The following is a 17519-nucleotide window of genomic DNA, read 5'->3' on the forward strand; positions in this document are numbered from 1 at the left end:
GGGCCTTGTCGGCCCCATTCGTTTTATACCGGCATCGCCCGGTTGCTGTTCAGGTCGAGGAAACCGCGCACCAGGCGGTAGGCCTTCCAGACCCAGACCACGAACCACAGCAAGTAGGCGATCGGAATGCCGATGACGGTGATGAACAGCACGCCGCCGACCGCCATCCAGGCCACGTACCACCAGAACGAGCGGATCATCCAGGTGTGATGGCTGTGGACCATCGTGCCCACGGTTTCCGGCCGCTTGATGTAGTTGATGATCACCGGAATGATCGACAGCATCCCGAGCGAAAAGAAGAAGGTCAGCGCGTGGATGACGTACAGGATGCGCGCCCACTGCTTGTTGTCCTCGACGCCCCGCTCCAAAACCAGTTCTTGCGACATAGTGGCTCCTCATGAAGGACGGGATCGGTCCCGTTCGTTGTCATTGTAGCAGCGTCGACCGCAAGGCGCCGGATCTTGTCGGCCGGAATGGCCAAGGATTCAGCTTACATGTTGCTGCACCCACGCCACCAGGCGCCCCGCATCCATCGCGCCCGACTGGCGCGCGATCTCGCGTCCGCCGCGGAACAACGCGAGGGTCGGGATGCTGCGGATCGCGAAGCGTCCGGACAAATCCTGCGAACGCTCGGTATCGACCTTGAGCAGGCGCACCTGCGGTTCCAGGCGCTGGGCGGCCTGGGCATACGCCGGCGCCATCATCTTGCAAGGGCCGCACCATTCGGCCCAGAAGTCGACCAGCACCGGGATATCGTTGCGGCCCATGTGGCGCTCGAAGCGGGCGCTGTCGACGTCCAGCGGCTGGCCAGTAAAAATGGCTCGCGAACATTTGCCGCAAGTAGGTGCGTCCTGCAGCCGCGCTTGCGGCATGCGGTTGACCGCATCGCAGTGCGGGCAGACGATGTGGAGCTGGTCGCTCATGGTGTTCTCCTTCATGTGGAACGATCGCGGTATTGTAAGCGGCACCGCGCATTTCCGTCGCCGCCCCTGCCATGCGCCGCGCCCGGCCCGACCTGCATAGAATTGGGGAAACAACATGATCGCGAAAGTCCGATGCCTCAATCCGAATCGCCCGGGCGCCTGCTCGTCGGCTGCGCCGGCTGGAGCCTGCCAAAACCCTGCGCCGACGCTTTCCCCCTCGAGGGAAGCCAGCTGGAGCGCTATGCCGCCGTCTTTTCCACGGTGGAAATCAATTCCTCTTTCTACAAGCCGCACAAGCCGGAGACCTACGCGCGCTGGGCCGCGAGCGTGCCGGACGATTTTCGCTTTGCCGTCAAAGTGCCGCGCGCCATGACGCACGAGGCGCGCCTGGTCGGGGTCGACGAGCAGCTCGACCGCTTCCAGCGCGAGGCTGGCATGCTGGGCCACAAGCTCGGCTGCCTGCTGGTGCAGCTGCCGCCGCGCTTCGGCTTCACCGACGCGCCGGCGCAGGCTTTTTTCGACGGCTTGCGCGAGCGCTTCGGCTGCAGCATCGCCTTCGAGGCGCGCCACGCCAGCTGGTTCTCGCAGCCGGCCACTGCCTTGCTGCGCGAAAGCGGCGTGATCCGCGTGATCGCCGATCCGGCCGCCGGCCAGCCGGGACCGCACGAGCCCACCAGCGAGCGCGCGGCCTACGTGCGCCTGCATGGCGTGCCGCGCATCTACTACTCGCGCTATCCGCAACAAGAGATCGCACGCTGGCGCGCCGAATTCGACGCGCTGGTCGCCCAGGGACGCCAGGTGTGGTGTATCTTCGATAATACGGCGGAGGGCGCTTCCGTCCCGAATGCCCTGGAACTGATGCACCGATAATTGGTGCAGGCAGGTCACGATCTTGCGATACTGCCGCCATCATGGTGACCGCGACTTTTCGTTTTTATCAGGAACTAGGCGCATTCCTGCCGCGCGAGCGGCGCGGCCGCGCCTTCGCCGCCGATTGCGCGCGGCGGTCGACCGCCAAGCACATGATCGAGGCGCTCGGCGTACCGCATACCGAGGTCGAGATGGTGCTGGTCAATGGCGAACCAAGCGGCTTCGACCGCATGCTGCAAGAGGGCGACCACGTTGCCGTGTATGCGCGCTTCGCGCTGCCTGCGGCCGGCCCGCATGGCGGCCCGGGACTGGACTGGCTGCGTGAGCGAGCGCGCGCGCGCATGCGCTTCGTCGCCGACGCGCACCTGGGCGGCCTGGCGCGCCTGTTGCGCATGGCCGGCTACGATACGCTGTACGACAACCATTACCGTGACGACGAGATCGAGGACCTGGCCGCCAATGACGACCGCATCGTCCTGACGCGCGATCGCGCGCTGCTCAAGCGGCGCGCGATCGTGCATGGCTGCTACGTCCATGCCCTCGATCCGCCGCGGCAACTGCGGGAGCTGTTCGAGCGGCTCGACCTTGCCGGCGGCGCGCGTCCATTCTCCCTGTGCCTGCACTGTAACCTGCCGCTGCGCGCGGTCGCGAAGGCCAGCGTGCTCGCGCGCCTGCCGGCGTCGGTGCGCGCGCTGCACGACAGCTTTACCACGTGCGACAACTGCCTGCGGGTCTACTGGAAAGGCTCGCACTACGAGCGCATGGCGGCGCTGCTGGCGGCGCTGGGCCAGCGCGAGAAAGGCGCCCTGGACGACCTTGCCGATGTAGAATCTCCCGAGGAAACCGACTTTCATCTTTGAGCGTGACTAGTGAGCGTAACTACGTCTGCCCCAGCAACATCCGATTCCCCGGCGTTTGCCGCCGGCATGCCCCTGCGGGTCGGCTGCCCGCCGGGCGCCTGCGTGTGTGCGCGCGAAAGGGTGCTGGCCGACCCGGCGGCCGACCAGCGGCCCCTTATGATCACGCGCCAGCAGGAGTTGAAACTGATCGAGCGCATCGGGCGCGTCGACAGCTACGCCGACCTGCGCCACGTGCAGAACTTGGTTCGCAACAACATCGGCAGCGAGCTGCGCATCGCGCCCGGCCCCAACGAAGTGCGCACGGTGCGTGGCATCCTGGTGGTGCTCGAGGAGCGTCCCGGACTGTGCAAGAAGATCCGCCAGTCGGTGCCGGCGGCGGTGCGGCGGCGCCTGGCCGAGCGGCCCGAGATCGCCTGGGCGATCCTCGACGCTCACGACTTGTTCGGCGCAGGCTGAAACGGAATGCATGGGGAGCGGGCGCGGAGCACGGGCCGTTGCCTGTACACGAACCGTCCGGCTCTTATACAATCGATGACAGAGCGGCATCAGCCGCCCTTGAACCACCGCGCGCAGTGTGGTCCCGCGCGCGGCATCCTGGAGAATCCCATGTCGGGCTATAGCATCAATATCGAAGAAAAAACGCTTGCAGGAAACAACTTCCGCGAAGTGCTCTACACCACCAAGCGCAGTCAGCTGGTCATCATGACCCTGCAGCCGGGCGAGGAGATCGGGCTCGAGCACCATGATGGCCACGACCAGTTCATCCGCGTCGAAGCGGGCGAGGGCGTGGCGTTGCTGGACGGCGAAGAACACAAGCTGGAAGACGGCGTCGCGGTGGTGATCCCGGCCGGCACCGAGCACAACGTCATCAATACCTCGAAGACCGAGCCGATGCGCCTGTACACCTTGTACACCCCGCCGGAGCATCCGGACGGCATCGTCCACGCCAACAAGGCCGAAGCGGACGAATACGAGCGCCAGCACGGGCATTGATTGCCGGTGGACGGCGATTGGCCGGGAGGCAGCGTGGCGCTCCCGGCGCTCGTGGCATCGCCGTTCGGGCCTGGCGCGGTCCGGGGCGTTCCGGCATCACGCCGGCCACCGCGTCGCCAGCGAGAGTCAGTGCTGGAAATGCCTCACACGGGTTGACGATGCGTCGCCATCAGGATAGGCCCAGGTTCAGGCTGAGCCTGGTGACGATCAGGTAGGTGATGATCGCCAGGGCCAGCAGCGACAGCAAGAAAATGGCCGCCACCTTGCCGGCCGCGCGCAGCACCGCGCGCCTTTCCTCGATCTTCCCTTTTCGTCCCTGGTCGTAATGCCATTTGATGGCATAGAACATACCCGCGCCTAACACGAGCGCCTTGAAGATGACGAAGACGACAGGGATCCATTCCATGATGTTGAGTACTTCCAGGCTATGACTTGAGACTATCTTGAGGTACGTGGCCCCAGGCGCTTTTCCATGTCGGCGCAGAAGCCGACGCAGGGATGCATACTACTGGAAAGCAAACTCCATACATCGAGACAAAATGTCTCAGTTGGAATTTAACCAAGATGCACTTGTGCCGATCTGATGCCGCATTGGTCCTCGCGGCGGGTCCCGCCGCCCGAGTATCCCGACCGCCAGTTAGCTGTCCGGTGAGCAAGGGCCTTGGGGCTGGAGTGGCTCAGCTGCCTCGTGGCAACACGGTGCTTCATCAGGCGAGGATAAGAAACAAAGCCGGCGTCAGCCGGCTTTGTTTCTGACCAGCCGTCAGGCAGCCGTTACCAGCCGTAAGGCCAGCGCGTCCCGATATGCGCACCCCAGCCGCGATGGCGGTGACCATGCCAGCTGCTGCGGCCGAAGTCGAAGCCCAGGCCGATCGAGATCGGCGGATACCAGTAGCGCGGCTGCTGAACGACCACCGGCTGCGGCACGTAGACCGGCTGCTGCTGCACCCACCCCGGTTGCTGCTGCGCGATCACCGGCTGCTGGTTGCGATACACCGGCGTCACCGACGTCGTCGTCCAGCCCGAACCGGGGGGCGCAGTCGCGATCGGCGTCGAGGTCACGACTCCGCCCTGGCCGGAGGCCGCTACCTGGGCGCCGGTGCCGACCGGTACCGGGGTGACGGACACGACCCGCCACTGGCTGGGGGCGGATGGTTGCGTATAGGTATAAGTCGGGCCGGGCGCGGCGCAGCCGGCCAGCAGGCCGAGCGACCCGAGAATGATGGCAATATTTTTCATGACAGCCCTCCTGATACTGCCATCATACGGGCTGCTGGGCCACTGTGCTGGGGAATTACACCCTGTTACACGGCGCCGCGCCGCGCCGCGCCAGGCCCCCCCGTCACGCACCCATCAGCGCGGACAGCGCCGGCAGTGGCACAGTCGCTGCTAGCGCCTCGTAACCGACATCGTTCGGATGCAGGCGGTCGCCGCTGTCGTACGCGGCGCGCAGCCGCTGCGGGACGTCGGGATCGCGCAGCGCCAGGTCGACGTCGGCCAGCAGGTCGAACGGCAGCGCGCTGCGCATCCAGGCGTTGACCGCCTGCCGCACCGCCTCGCGCGCCGGGGTGTAGTAGACGAAGCCGAGGAAGGGCGGCAGGGTCGCGCCGAGCACCGGGATGCCGTGCAGGTGGGCGCGCGCCACCAGTTGCAGGTAGCCGGCAATCAGGTCGTCGACCGGGATCGGCGCCGATGAAGGGCTGTAGACGATGTCGTTGATGCCGATCAGCACCGCCAGCCCGCGTACGCCGGCCGTGGACAGCACGTCGCGGTCGAAACGTTCCAGCAAGTCCTTGCCGGCCAACAAGGTGGTGGGCGTGTCGGCCAGCAGGCGGTTGGCCGCGATGCCGCGGTTGACGACGCCGATCCGGTTGCTGCCGAGTTCGACCTGGATGCGGCGCGCCAGGAAATCGGGCCAGCGCCGGTTGCCGTTCGAGGTGCTGCCCACGCCGTCGGTGACGGAATCGCCCACCGCCACCAGCACCGGCGCCACGCGGTCGACGTCGACCTCGGTGAGGAAGGGCCAGGAGGCGAACGCGCGCTGGACCGGGAACGAGGCCTGGGCACCGAAGTTGCCCGTGGTCGAGGCGTAGCTGGCCTGGTAGGCGGCATTATGGATCGTGCTCGCCTGGACCGTGCCGGGGAAATACAGGCTGATCGCGAGGTCGGCCAGCGGCGCCACCGGCAGCGAGACGGGATCGGACAATACCGGCGCGCCGGCCGGAATCACGACGGCGGTGCGCCCGGCGAAGGTGAGCTGGCGGCTGGTGCCGGCGGTGACGACGGCGCCGCCGGCGCGCAGGCCGACATGGGCGCTGGCCAGGCGCAACGCGGTATCGCCCATCTCGTTCGAGAGCCGGATGCGCACGCGGTCGCCGCCGAGGCTGGTGCGCACGATCAGGCGCAAGGTCTGGTCGGTGAAGGTCAGCATCGAGGCGGACGGCGGCGGGCCGGCCGGCGCGCAGCCCCAGCCCGCGCTCCAGCGCTCGGGTTGGCCCGCCTGGGCCCGTACGTCGGCGATCGGCGCGGCCAGCGCGCCGGCCAGGACCGGCGCGCCGAGCAGAATGCGTCGTCGGTTGCGGTCGACGCCATGGTCGCCCTTGAAGTGCGATGCGGAAGGGGTGGGGGGAGAATCGGAGGCACTGGAATCCGGAAGGGACATGGCGGGCTCCTGAAGAAGATCCTGGACGGAACGTGCGATCGCGGTGCGAGCGCGCATTCACGATAGCGCAGAGCGCGCGCCGCGCGTGTCCGGTCGCGTACATAGTTTGCGCTGTGTCGTGCGGATTTCTGATGGGAAGGATTGCCAATTCTAAAAATCAGCAGATGCCCAGGAACAGCGGTGCGGCAAGCGCCGCACGGACATGGCCGACGAGCGGCAAGCCGGTGGTCCCGGCGCCGTCTGCGGCGCCGGGCAGGCATGTGGGAAGGTCAGGCGAGGATGGCCAGCAGGCCGTCCAGGCCCGAAAAATTGAGCGCGACGTCGGCCTGCTCGCGCACCACCGGCTTGGCGCGGAAGGCCACCGACAGGCCGGCGACGCTCATCATCCTGAGGTCGTTGGCGCCGTCGCCCATGACGATGGCCTGCGATGGCGCGATGCCCATTTGCGCGCAGATCCGCTCCACGGTGCGCTTCTTTTCCTCGGCGTCGACGATGGCGCCAAGCACCCGGCCGCTCAGCCGGCCATCGATGACTTCCAGCACGTTGGCGTGGGTGTGGTCCAGGCCCAGGCGCGGCTTGAGGCGGTCGGTGAAGAAGGTGAAGCCGCCCGACACCAGCAGGGTCTTGAGGCCGGCCGCCCGCACCGCCTGCAGCATCGCTTCGCCGCCCATCGAGATGCGCAGGCGCTCGTCGTAGACGCGCTGCAGCGCGCCCGCTTCGAGGCCCTCGAGCAGGGCCACGCGCCGCGTCAGGCTCTCGGCGAAATCGAGTTCGCCGCGCATCGCGGCTTCGGTGATCGCCGCCACCTGCGGCTTGAGGCCCTGCATGTCGGCGATCTCGTCGATGCACTCGATGGTGATCAGGGTCGAGTCCATGTCCATCGCCACCAGCCTGAAGTCGGCCAGTTTGCGGCCGGCTGCGATGAAGGTGGCGTCGACGCCGGCCTCGAAGGCGGCGGCGGCGACTTCCTGCGCGAGCGCGCCGTCGTGGCGCACGCCTTCGGCGCGCAGTGCGTGGGCGCCGAGCGCGGTCAATCGTTGCGGCTCGGCCAGGCGCGCCAGGCGCTCGAGGGTCTCTTGGTCAGCCTGCGGTCCTTGCAGCACCAGGTTCGTGGTCATGAATGTCGTTCTCGTCAGGCGAGCAGTTGTTTGATGGTCTGTTTGATCTGGTTCACGCGCGCCGCCAGGTCGGGCATGCTGGCCGTGATGCGCAGCTTGTCCTGGCCGGCCAGCTTGACGTGGCGGTTCTTCTGGATCAGCGTGATGATCCTGATCGGGTCGATCGGCGGCTGCTCCATGAACTGCAGGCTGGCGGCCTCTCCATGGGCGTCGATCTTGACGATGCCCACGCTCCTGGCCGCGATGCGCAGGCGGTGCGTTTCCACCAGCGCCTTGACGGCGTCCGGCATCTTGCCGAAGCGGTCGATCAATTCCTCCTGCATCGCATCGATGCGGTCCTGGCTTTCGCAGTTGGCCAGGCGCTTGTAGATCGACAGGCGCTCGTGCACGTCGCCGCAGTAGTCGGCGGGCAGCAGTGCCGGCACGTGCAGGTTGATCTCGGTGGTCGACGACAGGGGCGCCGCCAGGTCCGGCTCCTTGCCGGCCTTGAGCGCGCGCACCGCCTCATTGAGCATGTCGGAATACAGCTGGAAGCCCACTTCGAGCATCTCGCCGGACTGGTTCTCGCCCAGCACCTCGCCGGCGCCGCGGATCTCGAGGTCGTGCATGGCCAGATAGAAGCCGCTGCCCAGTTCTTCCATCTGCTGGATCGCGTCCAGGCGGCGCTGCGACTGCTTGGTCAGGTTCGACACATCGCTGACCAGGAGGTAGGCATACGCCTGGTGGTGCGAACGGCCGACGCGGCCGCGCAGCTGGTGCAACTGGGCCAGGCCGAACTTGTCGGCGCGGTGCATGATGATCGTGTTCGCGGTCGGCACGTCGATGCCGGTCTCGATGATGGTCGTGCACAGCAGGATGTTGAAGCGCTGGGCCACGAAGTCGCGCATGACCTTCTCGAGGTCGCGCTCGTGCATCTGGCCGTGGGCCACGCCGATGCGCGCCTCCGGCAGCAGCTCTTGCAGCATCGCGCGGCGGTTCTCGATGGTGTCGACCTCGTTGTGCAGGAAGTAGATCTGGCCGCCGCGCTTGAGTTCGCGCAGGCAGGCTTCGCGGATGATCGAACCGTCCTCGCTGCGGACAAACGTCTTGATCGCCAGGCGCTTTTGCGGCGCGGTGGCGATGATCGAGAAATCGCGCAAGCCTTCCAGCGCCATGCCCAGGGTGCGCGGGATCGGGGTCGCGGTCAGGGTCAGCACGTCGACCTCGGCGCGCAGGGCTTTGAGCGCCTCTTTCTGGCGCACGCCGAAGCGGTGTTCCTCGTCGATGATCACCAGGCCCAGGCGCGTGAACTTCACGTCCGGCGACAGCAGCTTGTGGGTGCCGATCACGATGTCGAGCGTGCCGTCGGCCATGCCCTTGATCGCGTTGTTGATCTCCTTGCCGGTGCGAAAGCGCGACAGCTCGGCGATCTTCACCGGCCAGTCGGCGAAGCGGTCGGCGAAGGTCTGGGCGTGCTGTTCGGCCAGCAGGGTGGTCGGGGCCAGGATCGCGACCTGCTTGCCGCCCATGACGGCGATGAAGGCGGCGCGCAGCGCGACCTCGGTCTTGCCGAAGCCGACGTCGCCGCACACCAGGCGGTCCATCGGCCGGCCCGAGGTCATGTCCTTGATGACATTGAGGATGGCTTCGGCCTGGTCCGGCGTCTCGTCGAAACCGAAGCTCTGGGCGAAGTTCTCGTAATCGATGCTCGAGTATTCGAACGCGTGGCCCTGGCGCGCGGCGCGCCGCGCGTACAGGTTCAGGAGCTCGGCGGCGGTGTCGCGCACCTGCTCGGCGGCCTTGCGCTTGGCCTTTTCCCACTGGCCCGAGCCGAGCGTGTGCAGCGGCGCATCCTCGGGCGAGGCGCCGGAATAGCGCGAGATCACGTGCAGCTGCGAGACCGGCACGTAGAGCTTCGTGTCCTTGGCGTATTCCAGGTGCAGGAATTCGGTCTCGCCTTCGCCCAGGTCCATGCTGGTCAGGCCCATGTAGCGGCCGATGCCGTGGTTGATGTGGACCACCGGATCGCCGATCTTGAGCTCCGACAGGTCGCGCACCATCGACTCGACCTGGCTCGTCGCTTCCTGCTTCTTCTTGCCGCCGCGCCGGCCCGAACCCGCATACAGTTCGGTCTCGGTGATGAACACCAGATGACCGGATTCGGCATCGAACAGCTCGAAGCCGGCCTGCAGCGGCGCCACGCCCAGCGCGAGCCTGGCGTCGCTCTGGCGAAAGCCCTCGAAGCCCTCCACCGGCGCCAGCGCCAGCTTGTATTCGCCGAAATACTGCTGCAGCGTCTCGCGGCGGCCGGCCGAATCGGCGCAGATCATCACGCGCGTATCGCGGCGCTCCAGGTACGCGCGCAGATTGGTCAGCGGGTCGTCCAGGCGCCGGTTGACGGCGATGTCCGGGATCGGCGCCGACAGCTCCGAGCCTGGCGCGGCCGGGTCGCGCGCGATATTCCAGCGGCCGTGGGGCTTGATGCAGGTGAAGAACTGCTCGGCGCCGAGGAACAGCTCGTGCGGCTCCAGGACCGGCCGTTCGCGGTCGCTCTTCAGGAAGCGGTAGCGCGACTCGGTGTCGAGCCAGAAGCGCTTGATCGCCGCGTCGATGTCGCCCACCAGGGCCAGCGGCGCGTCAGGCGGCAGGTAGTCGAACAGGGTGGCCGTCTGTTCGAAGAACAGCGGCAGGTAGTATTCGATGCCGGCCGAGGCAATGCCGCTGCCGATGTCGCGATAGATCGGCGAACGGGTCGGGTCGCCCTCGAAGCGCTCGCGCCAGCGCCCGCGAAAGGCGGTGCGGGCGGCGTCGTCCATCGGAAATTCGCGGCCCGGCAGCAGGCGCACTTCCCTGACCGGGTACAGCGAGCGCTGGGTGTCGGCGTCGAAGGTGCGGATCGATTCGATGTCGTCGCCGAACAGGTCGAGCCGGTAGGGCAGCGCGGACCCCATCGGGAACAGGTCGATCAGGCCGCCGCGCACCGAGTATTCGCCGGGCGACATCACTTGCGAGACGTGCGTGTAGCCGGCAAGGGTCAGCTGGGCCTTGAGCCTGGCTTCGTCCAGGCGTTCGCCCTGGCGGAAGAAGAAGGTGTAGGCGGCCAGGAACGATGGCGGCGCCAGGCGCACCAGCGCCGTGGTGGCCGGCACCACCAGCACGTCGCACTGGCCGTTGCGGATCTCGTGCAGGGTGGCCAGGCGCTCCGACACCAGGTCCTGGTGCGGCGAAAACGCGTCATAGGGCAGCGTTTCCCAGTCCGGCAACAGGTGGCAGGACAGCTTGCCGTCCGCAAACCATGGGATCTCGTCGAGCAGGCGCTGGCCGTCGCTCGCATTGGCGACGACGACGGTGAGCATCTGGCCGCTGGCCTTCAGGGCCAGCGCGGCGGTGGCCAGGGCGTAGGCGTCGGACGAGCCGTGCGCCGGCGGCAGGACGAAACGGTGGCCTGGCGTGGGAAGGTGTTTCTTGAGATCGAAAGGCATGCAGCGTGCTGTTACGTTCGCGTCAAAAGTAGGCGTCAATTATAGTCGAAGGCGCACTGCACCGCCTTCGCGCGCGCCGTGGCCGGGCTCGACGTTATCGGCCGCTTGGGTAGGGGGATGTTCCGGGCACGGCGTCGGGCCGCGCATCGGCCGCGCGCCGGTTCGCGACCCCGAACGGCACGTGCACCATCGGGATCGTGCCTCCTGGGCCGGCGTTCAGGTGGGCCAGCTGGTCGTCGAAGAAGATGTGAGGCTTGAACACCGACAGCACGCGGCTCTTGTCCATCCCGCCCAGGAAGAAGGTCTCGTCGGCCGAGACGCCCCAGCTGCCCAGGGTGGTGACCACGCGCTCGTGCGCGGGCGCGCTGCGCGCCGTGATGATGGCGATGCGCACGATACGGCGGTAGTCCGGGTCGTCGCGCTCGGCGTCCTTTTCGAGCTGCTGCAGCATGGCCAGCTTGCGGAACATGCCGGCCAGCGGACCGGGCTGATGCGGGCGCGCCATATGCAGCGTCTCGTGGGCGTGGAATTCGCCCAGGCCGTCGCGCTTGAAGACCGTCTCGGATTCGTCGTCGGCCAGCACGCCGTCGAAGTCGAAGGCCACCCGCAGCTCGACGTCGTCGTCCTCGTCGGCGATGCGGGAAGGCAGCACCAGGCCGGCCGGATAATCGACGTCGATCGCGCGCTTGACGTCTTCCTCGTTCGCGCTCAGGAACAGCGCGGCGTTGAAGGCCGGCAGGTAGGGGTAGGGCGACTTGCCGGTCATGAACACCGCGCGCGTGATGTCGAGCCCGTAGTGCGCGATCGAGCGCATTACGCGCAGCCCCGTCTCGGGCGAGTTGCGCGAGAACAGGACGACTTCGACGGGCGCCTGCCGTGGAAAACACTTGTTGATGCCGAGGAAGCGCCGGATGAACGGAAAGGCCACGCCGCGCGCGAGCACGACGTCGCGCTGGCGCTCCTGGTACGCGCGGTATTCGTCGGGTCCATGTTCGAGATAGACCTGGTGCGATTCGGACAGGTCGAAGAGCGCGCTGGAGGCGACGCCGATCACGAGTTTTTCTTCGATGGGAAATGGCATTCAGGCGTCCTGTCGCTCGGTTTGTGCGAGAAGGTGATCGTAGACGTACCGCGCCTCCGGCGGCAGCGCGAGCACGGCGCGCACGAACAGGGGTTGGCCGCCGCCGGCCAGCAGGTGCAGCTTGGCCAGCCGGTCGGCATCGAACAGCACGGACGGCAGGGCGCCGGCGTCGCCCAGGTGCGCGATCGCGTGGCCGATCGCCGGCGGCAGCTCCCAGCCGTCGGCGATACGGGCCGAGATCAGGCGCGCCGCCGCCACCAGGCGCGTGCCGAAGGCGTCGCCGTCGGGCAGGGCGCCCGGCGGCAGCAGTTGCTCGACCACGCGGAAGGCCACCATCAGCCCGACGTTGTGCATCAGGCCCGCCAGATACGCCTCGAAGGGGTCGGCGCCGTGGCGCGGCGCCAGCAGGCCCGCGGCCTGGGCGCAGAGTTCGGACTGGCGCCATAGCGTCGGCGCAAGCAGCCGCGTCAGCGGGCCGGTCTGGTGACTGATGATCGGACGGAAGGCGACCCGCGCCAGCAGCATGCGCAGGCCGTTGCGGCCGAGCAGCAGCACGGCCCCTTCGAGGCTGCGGATCGGGGACGCGGGCTGGTAATAGGGGCTGTTCACCTCGCGGATCACCTCGGCGACCAGCACCGGGTCTCGGGCCAGCTGGCGCGCCAGCGCGCCGGCGCCGGCATCGTCTTCGCGCAGGCTGCGCAGCAGTTGCGGAATCACGGCGGGCACGCGTGGCACCAGCGCCGCCGCGCCGTGCGGATCGCGGGACAGCCGCGCCAGCTCGTCGAGTACGGGGCCGTCGGGGGCGGGCTGCCCGGAAACGTGCGGCCCGGCCAGCCAGTGGAAAAAGGCAAGGTCGAGGTCGAGGCTGGGCTCGGCCAACCCGGAATCCAGGGCCGGACGGTCACCGTCGATGCCGGATGGGACGGCGGCAGGGACGGCGGCAGGGACGGTGACAGAACCGGCCGCAGACTTGGTGGCAGAATCGGCGGCGGCCGGATGGTCCGCTTCGCGCGTGCCGAACAGGCGGGCGAGCCAGCATTTCATGGGCGTGCGAGGTTCAGGAAAGAGGACATGCGTCCATTCTATCGTGAACGTCTGGCTTCAATGCAAACGGCCCGGCCGCCGCTCGCGCGGCGCCGGGCCTTTGGCTGCTTCACGCTTACTGGCCGTTGTTCGAGCCGGTGGTGGTATGACCGGTATTGGTCGGGGTGGAGGCGTTGCCGGTGGCGTTCGCCGGGCCGGTGTTCTGCGCGCCGTTCGTGCTGATACCCATCTGTGCGTCGACGGTCGGATTGCCGGTCGAACCGGCTTGGGTCGCGCCCATCGTGGACGAGCCGCTGGTGGCGCCATTGGTGTCCGTGGTGTTGCAGGCGGCCAGGGCAAAGGCCATCATGCCGCCCAGTAGAACGGTCTGGAATGTCTTCATCGCGTTTCTCCTTGATTGGTGAGTGAGGTCATCATGCGAGGTCAGCCTTACGCATGAAATAGGAACAGGACGTCAATACGTGTAGGACCGCACTCACAGATAGTGCGCGGCGAGGGCCAACGCGAGCGCGCTCCTGCGTATCGGCGGGAAAGGCATGCGGAGAGCCTGGGGCAGTCCCGGCATCCCGCATGCGCCGGGCAGGTCAGCGGCTGACTGGCCTGTCGGTGGTTTCGTTGTTGCTGGTGGTGCCGGATGCGGCATTTACGCCGCTGGCGCCGTTGGCGCCCGAGGGCCAGCTGTTGGCGCCGCCGGTGGTGCTGGGCGTTTGCACGCCGCTGCCGATGGTCGAGTCGGTGGCGCTCGAGCCGCTCATCGAACCGGTGGTGGTGTCGGTCGTGTTGCAGGCAGCCAGGCCGAAAGCCATCATGCCAGCGAGAACTGCGCTTTGAACGGTGCGTTTCATGGTGGTCTCCTTGAGTACTTGAGTGTTTTCATTTTCGCAACGGCATGGGCGCGCGAGAATAGGAACACGTCGGTTACCCGTGTAGGAATCCACCGTGTGCGGGCTCGGGTGTCAAGCTGCGATCGTCTCCTGCGCCAGCCAGTCGAGCAGCTCGAGCGCCGGCAATGGCCGGCTGAAATAATAGCCCTGCACCTTGTCGCAGCGCTGTTCGCGCACCACGTCGAGCTGCGCGCGGGTCTCGATGCCTTCGGCCACGGTCGTCATGCCCAGGCTCTGGGCCACCTTGACGGTCGCTTCGATCAAGACCCGGTGGTGGAAGCTGGTGTCGGCCAGGCACACGAAGGAGCGGTCGATCTTGACCGTGTCCACCGGCAGCAGGTGCAGGCTCGACAGCGACGAATAGCCGGTGCCGAAATCGTCCAGCGCGAGCTTGACGCCAAGCGCCTTGAGCTCGTGCAGGCGCACCTGCGTATCCTGGTCCTGGGCCGCGAGGCTCTCGGTGACTTCGAGCTGCAGGCTGGCGGGCGGCATGCCGGTCGTGCGCAGCACGGCGGCGACGCTGGCGACCCAGCCGGCCTGGCCGAGCTGCGCGCGCGACAGGTTGACCGCCATCAGGCGCGGCGCGGCGTCGCCGAGACGCGCCTGCCAGTCCATGAAGTCGCGGCAGGCGCGCGCCAGCACGAAGTCGCCCAGCGCGCCGATCAGGCCGCATTCTTCGGCCACCTGGATGAACTCGACCGGAGGCACGACGCCGCGCTGCGGATGACGCCAGCGCACCAGCGCCTCGACCCCGGCCGCGCGGTCGACGCCGCCGTCCGGCAGCAGGCGCACCACCGGCTGGTAGACCACGAACAGCTGTTCCTCGGCCAGGGCCTGGCGCAGGTCGGCCTCGATGTCGGCGCGGCGCGCGGCGCGCTCGCGCATGCTGGCCTCGAACACCGCGTGGCGATTGCCGCCGGCGCGCTTGGCCTCGACCATCGCGATGCCGGCGTCGCGCAGCAGGCTGTCGGGATCGTGTTCGCCGAGGGCCGCCGCATCCGGGCCCCAGGCCAGCCCCAGGCTGGCGCTGCACACGATCTCGAGGCCGCCGATCACATAGGGATGGGCGAGGGCTTCCAGCAGGCGCAGCGCGACCCGCTCGGCATCAAGGCGCGCGCGCAGGCCCTCGAGCAGCACGACGAATTCGTCGCCGCCGACGCGCGCCGCCAGCTGGCCGCTGCGGGCGGCCGGCTCGGTCATGGTGGGGGGCGGACGCAGGGCGCCGCGCAGGCGGTCGGCCACGTGCATCAGCAGCTGGTCGCCGCCGGCCTGGCCCAGGCTGTCGTTGAGCTGGCGGAAGCGGTCGAAGTTCAGGGTCAGGATCGCGAAGCCGTGCCCGTCCTGCGGTTGCGCCAGCAGGCGCTGCAGCTCGTCGTGCACCGCCGCGCGGTTGGGCATGCGGGTCAGGCTGTCGGTGCGGGCGGCGCTGCGCAGGCGGCGCGACAGCATCTCTTGCTCGCGCTGGACTTCGAAGGTGGCGTCGGCCACGGTGGCCATCAGGCGCTCGGGATCGAGCTTCGTCAGGTTCAGCGACAGCACCTGCAGCGAGCCGCTGGCGGCGTGGTGCACGCCGATCGGCAGGCGCAGGCCCTCGCAGATCATGCCGGAAGGCTCGATGAAGGCCTCGACCATGGCCGGCAGCTGCGGCGCGACCGGCGCCAGCACGTCGAACAGGTTGTCCAGGCCGGCGTCGGTGGCGAGCGGCATCAGAAGGTTCGAGGCCATCGGATTGAGCATCTCGACCGACCCGTCGAGCGTGGTCTGCGCCAGGCCGATCGGGGCCCGGTACAGGAACTGCACCAGCGTTTCATAGGCATCGACTGGTTCATGCTGCATGGGCGTTCTCCTGGAAGCGGGTGGCCGCCTCCTGTGGTTGGCCGAGATCGCGCAGGATCAGGCAGTAGGCGGCGCCGTCGGCTTCGCCGGGCAGCGGATCGCGCTCCGGCAGCGGCGCGACCAGCGTGCTGCCCCAGAACACGCCGCCGTCGGCGCGCAGGCGCCGGCCCTCGTCGAGCGACCAGCCGTTGGCGTCGGCTTCGCGCAGGCGGTCCTGGCGGTACTCGAGCGCGATCGCGTCCGTCGGGTAGAAGATCGTGAACGGCCGGCCCACGGCGTCGGGACCGAAACCGGTGACGCGCCCGATGCTCGGGTTCCAGTCGCAAATCCGGCCCTGCAGGTCCAGGCTCACCAGGGCGTAGTCCTGGACCCCGGCCAGGATGGCATTGAGCCAGGCGTCGTTCTGGCGCAGCCGGCGCTCGCGCCGCACCTGGTCGGTGACGTCGTGGATCACCGCCATGACGCGTTCGGGATCGAGCTTGAGCAGGGTCAGCGCGAGGATCTGCGGCGTGCGCTTGGCGCCGGCGCCGGCTTCCAGGTAGACATGCAAGCCGTCGCAGACCTTGCCGTAAGGCGCGCCGTGCCGGGCGGTGCGCTCGCGCAGCTCGGGCGCGACCCCGGCCAGGGCCGTGAACAGGTTGTCCAGGCCGCCGTCGTGTGACAGCGGCATCAGGAGCTGGGCGGCGACCGGGTTCATCATGGTGACGTCGCCCTGGACGTTCGCCTGCACCAGGCCCACCGGGGCCAGGTACAGGAACTGGATCAGCGCCTCGTACTCGGCGCCGAATTCATTGGGATCCCGGCTCATGCAGGGCTTACCGCGGCTGGCGCTGGACCAGCACGTAGCGCTGGCTCGCGCCCGGGTTCGACAGCAGGCGCAGCGCGACCTTGACCGGGCGCATGCGCAGGGTCAGGACGTAGTCGATGGTGTCGTCCAGCGCGCTGTCAGCCTCGTGGGCGTCTTCGAAGCGCTGGGCCACCATGAAATTGTTCATGCAGGGCGCGACGTTCGTGAACAGGGGCTGGTCCAGCACCCGCTGGGGCGACAGGCCGGCCGCCTGCGATTCGAAGGCGTTGTAGAGGGAGACGTTGGTGTCGGCGCCGAAGCCGATGACGCCAAAGTCGAGCGCGTCGAGCTGTTCCGGTGTGCATTGGTCGAGGCGGGCAGCGAGGTCGGGCGCGTCGAAGGAGAGGGGCGTAACGGTCATGGTGTCGGATGCCGGAGCGAGATTATTGAATTTTGGAAATATATGTTGGCATGTGAAAAGGCGCAGTGTCAATCGTGCGCGCCTTTTCACACAACATTTTCTCGTTTACGTGTTTTTCCGACACACCCGGAGACTACAAGTCAACCAGATTCTCGAATCCGCCAAAGAACATGCGCTTGCCGTCGAAGGGCACGCCGCCCGGTTTCATCATCTCGGCCATGCGCGGGTCTTTCATCACTTTCTCCAGCACGGCGTCGCGGTGGCTGCGCGACTCATACACTGCCCAGGCCAGGATGACGGTCTCGCCGTCTTCCAGTTTGACGCTCTGTGGGAACGAGGTGTGTTCGCCCGGCTTGACGTCGTCCGCGATCCACTCGCGGTATTCGAGCGCGCCGTGGTCGCGCCAGACGCGGCCCGCAAGCTCGGCCTGGACCTTGTATTCGTCGAGCTTCGACTTGGGAAGGGGAAGGACAAAACCGTCGACATACGCCATGATGATCTCCTGGAATGAGGTGATGCATGAAGTGATGCGTAGGGTGTTGCTGAAAATTATTGCTGAGAATTATTGCAGAAACATAT

At 67.5% G+C, this 17519-nt stretch carries 19 protein-coding genes; 4 read left to right on the forward strand and 15 right to left on the reverse strand.

Going from position 1 to position 17519, the window contains the following annotated elements:
* Positions 1-23: 23 nt before the first annotated feature.
* Both ABIB38_RS14310 and trxC read right to left on the reverse strand, forming a co-directional pair.
* The gene (locus tag ABIB38_RS14310) at positions 24-386 is read right to left on the reverse strand and encodes a DUF4870 family protein (RefSeq protein WP_429204813.1); all 363 of its coding nucleotides are present in this window, start codon (positions 384-386) and stop codon (positions 24-26) included.
* A gap of 99 nt (positions 387-485) precedes the next feature.
* A complete protein-coding gene (gene trxC, locus ABIB38_RS14315) occupies positions 486-923 on the reverse strand; it encodes a thioredoxin TrxC (RefSeq protein ID WP_429204815.1) in 438 nt (145 codons plus the stop codon).
* Between the two features lie 132 nt (positions 924-1055).
* Between trxC and ABIB38_RS14320 the strand changes: the two genes are divergently transcribed.
* The 4 genes from ABIB38_RS14320 (at position 1056) to ABIB38_RS14335 (ending at position 3646) form a co-directional block, all read left to right on the forward strand.
* Complete coding sequence (locus tag ABIB38_RS14320; protein ID WP_429204816.1) at positions 1056-1793, forward strand: DUF72 domain-containing protein; 738 nt, start codon at positions 1056-1058, stop codon at positions 1791-1793.
* Positions 1794-1834: 41 nt separating this feature from the next.
* Entirely contained in the window at positions 1835-2653 is an 819-nt protein-coding gene (locus ABIB38_RS14325; RefSeq protein WP_429204818.1) for a Mut7-C RNAse domain-containing protein, read from the forward strand.
* A 66-nt stretch (positions 2654-2719) separates the two neighbouring features.
* Entirely contained in the window at positions 2720-3109 is a 390-nt protein-coding gene (locus ABIB38_RS14330; protein WP_429204820.1) for a hypothetical protein, read from the forward strand.
* Between the two features lie 150 nt (positions 3110-3259).
* Positions 3260-3646, forward strand: coding sequence for a cupin domain-containing protein (locus ABIB38_RS14335; RefSeq protein ID WP_429204822.1), 387 nt, complete (start codon positions 3260-3262; stop codon positions 3644-3646).
* Positions 3647-3815: 169 nt separating this feature from the next.
* On the opposite strand, the gene ABIB38_RS14340 is transcribed toward ABIB38_RS14335, so the two are convergent.
* The 13 genes from ABIB38_RS14340 to ABIB38_RS14400 all read right to left on the reverse strand — a co-directional run bounded on the left by ABIB38_RS14340 (position 3816) and on the right by ABIB38_RS14400 (position 17433).
* The gene (locus tag ABIB38_RS14340; protein ID WP_429204823.1) at positions 3816-4052 is read right to left on the reverse strand and encodes a hypothetical protein; all 237 of its coding nucleotides are present in this window, start codon (positions 4050-4052) and stop codon (positions 3816-3818) included.
* Between the two features lie 368 nt (positions 4053-4420).
* Positions 4421-4885 carry a hypothetical protein gene (locus ABIB38_RS14345; RefSeq protein WP_429204825.1) on the reverse strand — a complete coding sequence of 155 codons (465 nt, stop codon included), beginning with the start codon at positions 4883-4885 and terminating at the stop codon, positions 4421-4423.
* A gap of 103 nt (positions 4886-4988) precedes the next feature.
* On the reverse strand, positions 4989-6308 hold the full coding sequence (locus ABIB38_RS14350) for an SGNH/GDSL hydrolase family protein (protein WP_429204827.1): 1320 nt from the start codon (positions 6306-6308) through the stop codon (positions 4989-4991).
* A 269-nt stretch (positions 6309-6577) separates the two neighbouring features.
* Positions 6578-7426 (reverse strand): phosphoserine phosphatase SerB, encoded by an 849-nt coding sequence (gene serB, locus ABIB38_RS14355; protein WP_429204828.1) that lies wholly within the window; start codon positions 7424-7426, stop codon positions 6578-6580.
* Between the two features lie 14 nt (positions 7427-7440).
* On the reverse strand, positions 7441-10887 hold the full coding sequence (mfd, locus tag ABIB38_RS14360) for a transcription-repair coupling factor (RefSeq protein ID WP_429204829.1): 3447 nt from the start codon (positions 10885-10887) through the stop codon (positions 7441-7443).
* A 94-nt stretch (positions 10888-10981) separates the two neighbouring features.
* Complete coding sequence (locus ABIB38_RS14365; protein WP_429204831.1) at positions 10982-11968, reverse strand: 5'-nucleotidase; 987 nt, start codon at positions 11966-11968, stop codon at positions 10982-10984.
* Positions 11969-13012 carry an HDOD domain-containing protein gene (locus tag ABIB38_RS14370; RefSeq protein ID WP_429204833.1) on the reverse strand — a complete coding sequence of 348 codons (1044 nt, stop codon included), beginning with the start codon at positions 13010-13012 and terminating at the stop codon, positions 11969-11971. It lies immediately after the preceding gene.
* A 115-nt stretch (positions 13013-13127) separates the two neighbouring features.
* A complete protein-coding gene (locus tag ABIB38_RS14375) occupies positions 13128-13394 on the reverse strand; it encodes a hypothetical protein (RefSeq protein ID WP_429204834.1) in 267 nt (88 codons plus the stop codon).
* Between the two features lie 202 nt (positions 13395-13596).
* The gene (locus ABIB38_RS14380; RefSeq protein WP_429204836.1) at positions 13597-13857 is read right to left on the reverse strand and encodes a hypothetical protein; all 261 of its coding nucleotides are present in this window, start codon (positions 13855-13857) and stop codon (positions 13597-13599) included.
* A 111-nt stretch (positions 13858-13968) separates the two neighbouring features.
* Complete coding sequence (locus ABIB38_RS14385; RefSeq protein ID WP_429204837.1) at positions 13969-15732, reverse strand: putative bifunctional diguanylate cyclase/phosphodiesterase; 1764 nt, start codon at positions 15730-15732, stop codon at positions 13969-13971.
* The gene (locus ABIB38_RS14390) at positions 15722-16540 is read right to left on the reverse strand and encodes a PAS domain S-box protein (protein WP_429204839.1); all 819 of its coding nucleotides are present in this window, start codon (positions 16538-16540) and stop codon (positions 15722-15724) included. Before ABIB38_RS14390 ends, ABIB38_RS14385 begins: the two co-directional genes overlap by 11 nt.
* 7 nt (positions 16541-16547) lie before the next feature.
* Complete coding sequence (locus tag ABIB38_RS14395; protein ID WP_429204840.1) at positions 16548-16940, reverse strand: phosphonate transporter; 393 nt, start codon at positions 16938-16940, stop codon at positions 16548-16550.
* Between the two features lie 133 nt (positions 16941-17073).
* Positions 17074-17433, reverse strand: coding sequence for a DUF1428 domain-containing protein (locus tag ABIB38_RS14400; RefSeq protein WP_429204841.1), 360 nt, complete (start codon positions 17431-17433; stop codon positions 17074-17076).
* Between the last annotated feature and the right edge of the window lie 86 nt (positions 17434-17519).

This window comes from Massilia sp. UYP11 (assembly GCF_050434805.1).
Taxonomy (GTDB): Bacteria; Pseudomonadota; Gammaproteobacteria; order Burkholderiales; family Burkholderiaceae_D; genus Telluria.

Excerpts from the sequence above, each read along its gene's own strand:
- ABIB38_RS14310 (WP_429204813.1), bottom strand. The coding sequence starts at position 386 with ATGTCGCAAGAACTGGTTTTGGAGCGGGGCGTCGAGGACAACAAGCAG.
- trxC (WP_429204815.1), bottom strand. The coding sequence starts at position 923 with ATGAGCGACCAGCTCCACATCGTCTGCCCGCACTGCGATGCGGTCAAC.
- ABIB38_RS14320 (WP_429204816.1), top strand. The coding sequence starts at position 1,056 with ATGCCTCAATCCGAATCGCCCGGGCGCCTGCTCGTCGGCTGCGCCGGC.
- ABIB38_RS14325 (WP_429204818.1), top strand. The coding sequence starts at position 1,835 with ATGGTGACCGCGACTTTTCGTTTTTATCAGGAACTAGGCGCATTCCTG.
- ABIB38_RS14330 (WP_429204820.1), top strand. The coding sequence starts at position 2,720 with ATGCCCCTGCGGGTCGGCTGCCCGCCGGGCGCCTGCGTGTGTGCGCGC.
- ABIB38_RS14335 (WP_429204822.1), top strand. The coding sequence starts at position 3,260 with ATGTCGGGCTATAGCATCAATATCGAAGAAAAAACGCTTGCAGGAAAC.
- ABIB38_RS14340 (WP_429204823.1), bottom strand. The coding sequence starts at position 4,052 with ATGGAATGGATCCCTGTCGTCTTCGTCATCTTCAAGGCGCTCGTGTTA.
- ABIB38_RS14345 (WP_429204825.1), bottom strand. The coding sequence starts at position 4,885 with ATGAAAAATATTGCCATCATTCTCGGGTCGCTCGGCCTGCTGGCCGGC.
- ABIB38_RS14350 (WP_429204827.1), bottom strand. The coding sequence starts at position 6,308 with ATGTCCCTTCCGGATTCCAGTGCCTCCGATTCTCCCCCCACCCCTTCC.
- serB (WP_429204828.1), bottom strand. The coding sequence starts at position 7,426 with ATGACCACGAACCTGGTGCTGCAAGGACCGCAGGCTGACCAAGAGACC.
- mfd (WP_429204829.1), bottom strand. The coding sequence starts at position 10,887 with ATGCCTTTCGATCTCAAGAAACACCTTCCCACGCCAGGCCACCGTTTC.
- ABIB38_RS14365 (WP_429204831.1), bottom strand. The coding sequence starts at position 11,968 with ATGCCATTTCCCATCGAAGAAAAACTCGTGATCGGCGTCGCCTCCAGC.
- ABIB38_RS14370 (WP_429204833.1), bottom strand. The coding sequence starts at position 13,012 with ATGAAATGCTGGCTCGCCCGCCTGTTCGGCACGCGCGAAGCGGACCAT.
- ABIB38_RS14375 (WP_429204834.1), bottom strand. The coding sequence starts at position 13,394 with ATGAAGACATTCCAGACCGTTCTACTGGGCGGCATGATGGCCTTTGCC.
- ABIB38_RS14380 (WP_429204836.1), bottom strand. The coding sequence starts at position 13,857 with ATGAAACGCACCGTTCAAAGCGCAGTTCTCGCTGGCATGATGGCTTTC.
- ABIB38_RS14385 (WP_429204837.1), bottom strand. The coding sequence starts at position 15,732 with ATGCAGCATGAACCAGTCGATGCCTATGAAACGCTGGTGCAGTTCCTG.
- ABIB38_RS14390 (WP_429204839.1), bottom strand. The coding sequence starts at position 16,540 with ATGAGCCGGGATCCCAATGAATTCGGCGCCGAGTACGAGGCGCTGATC.
- ABIB38_RS14395 (WP_429204840.1), bottom strand. The coding sequence starts at position 16,940 with ATGACCGTTACGCCCCTCTCCTTCGACGCGCCCGACCTCGCTGCCCGC.
- ABIB38_RS14400 (WP_429204841.1), bottom strand. The coding sequence starts at position 17,433 with ATGGCGTATGTCGACGGTTTTGTCCTTCCCCTTCCCAAGTCGAAGCTC.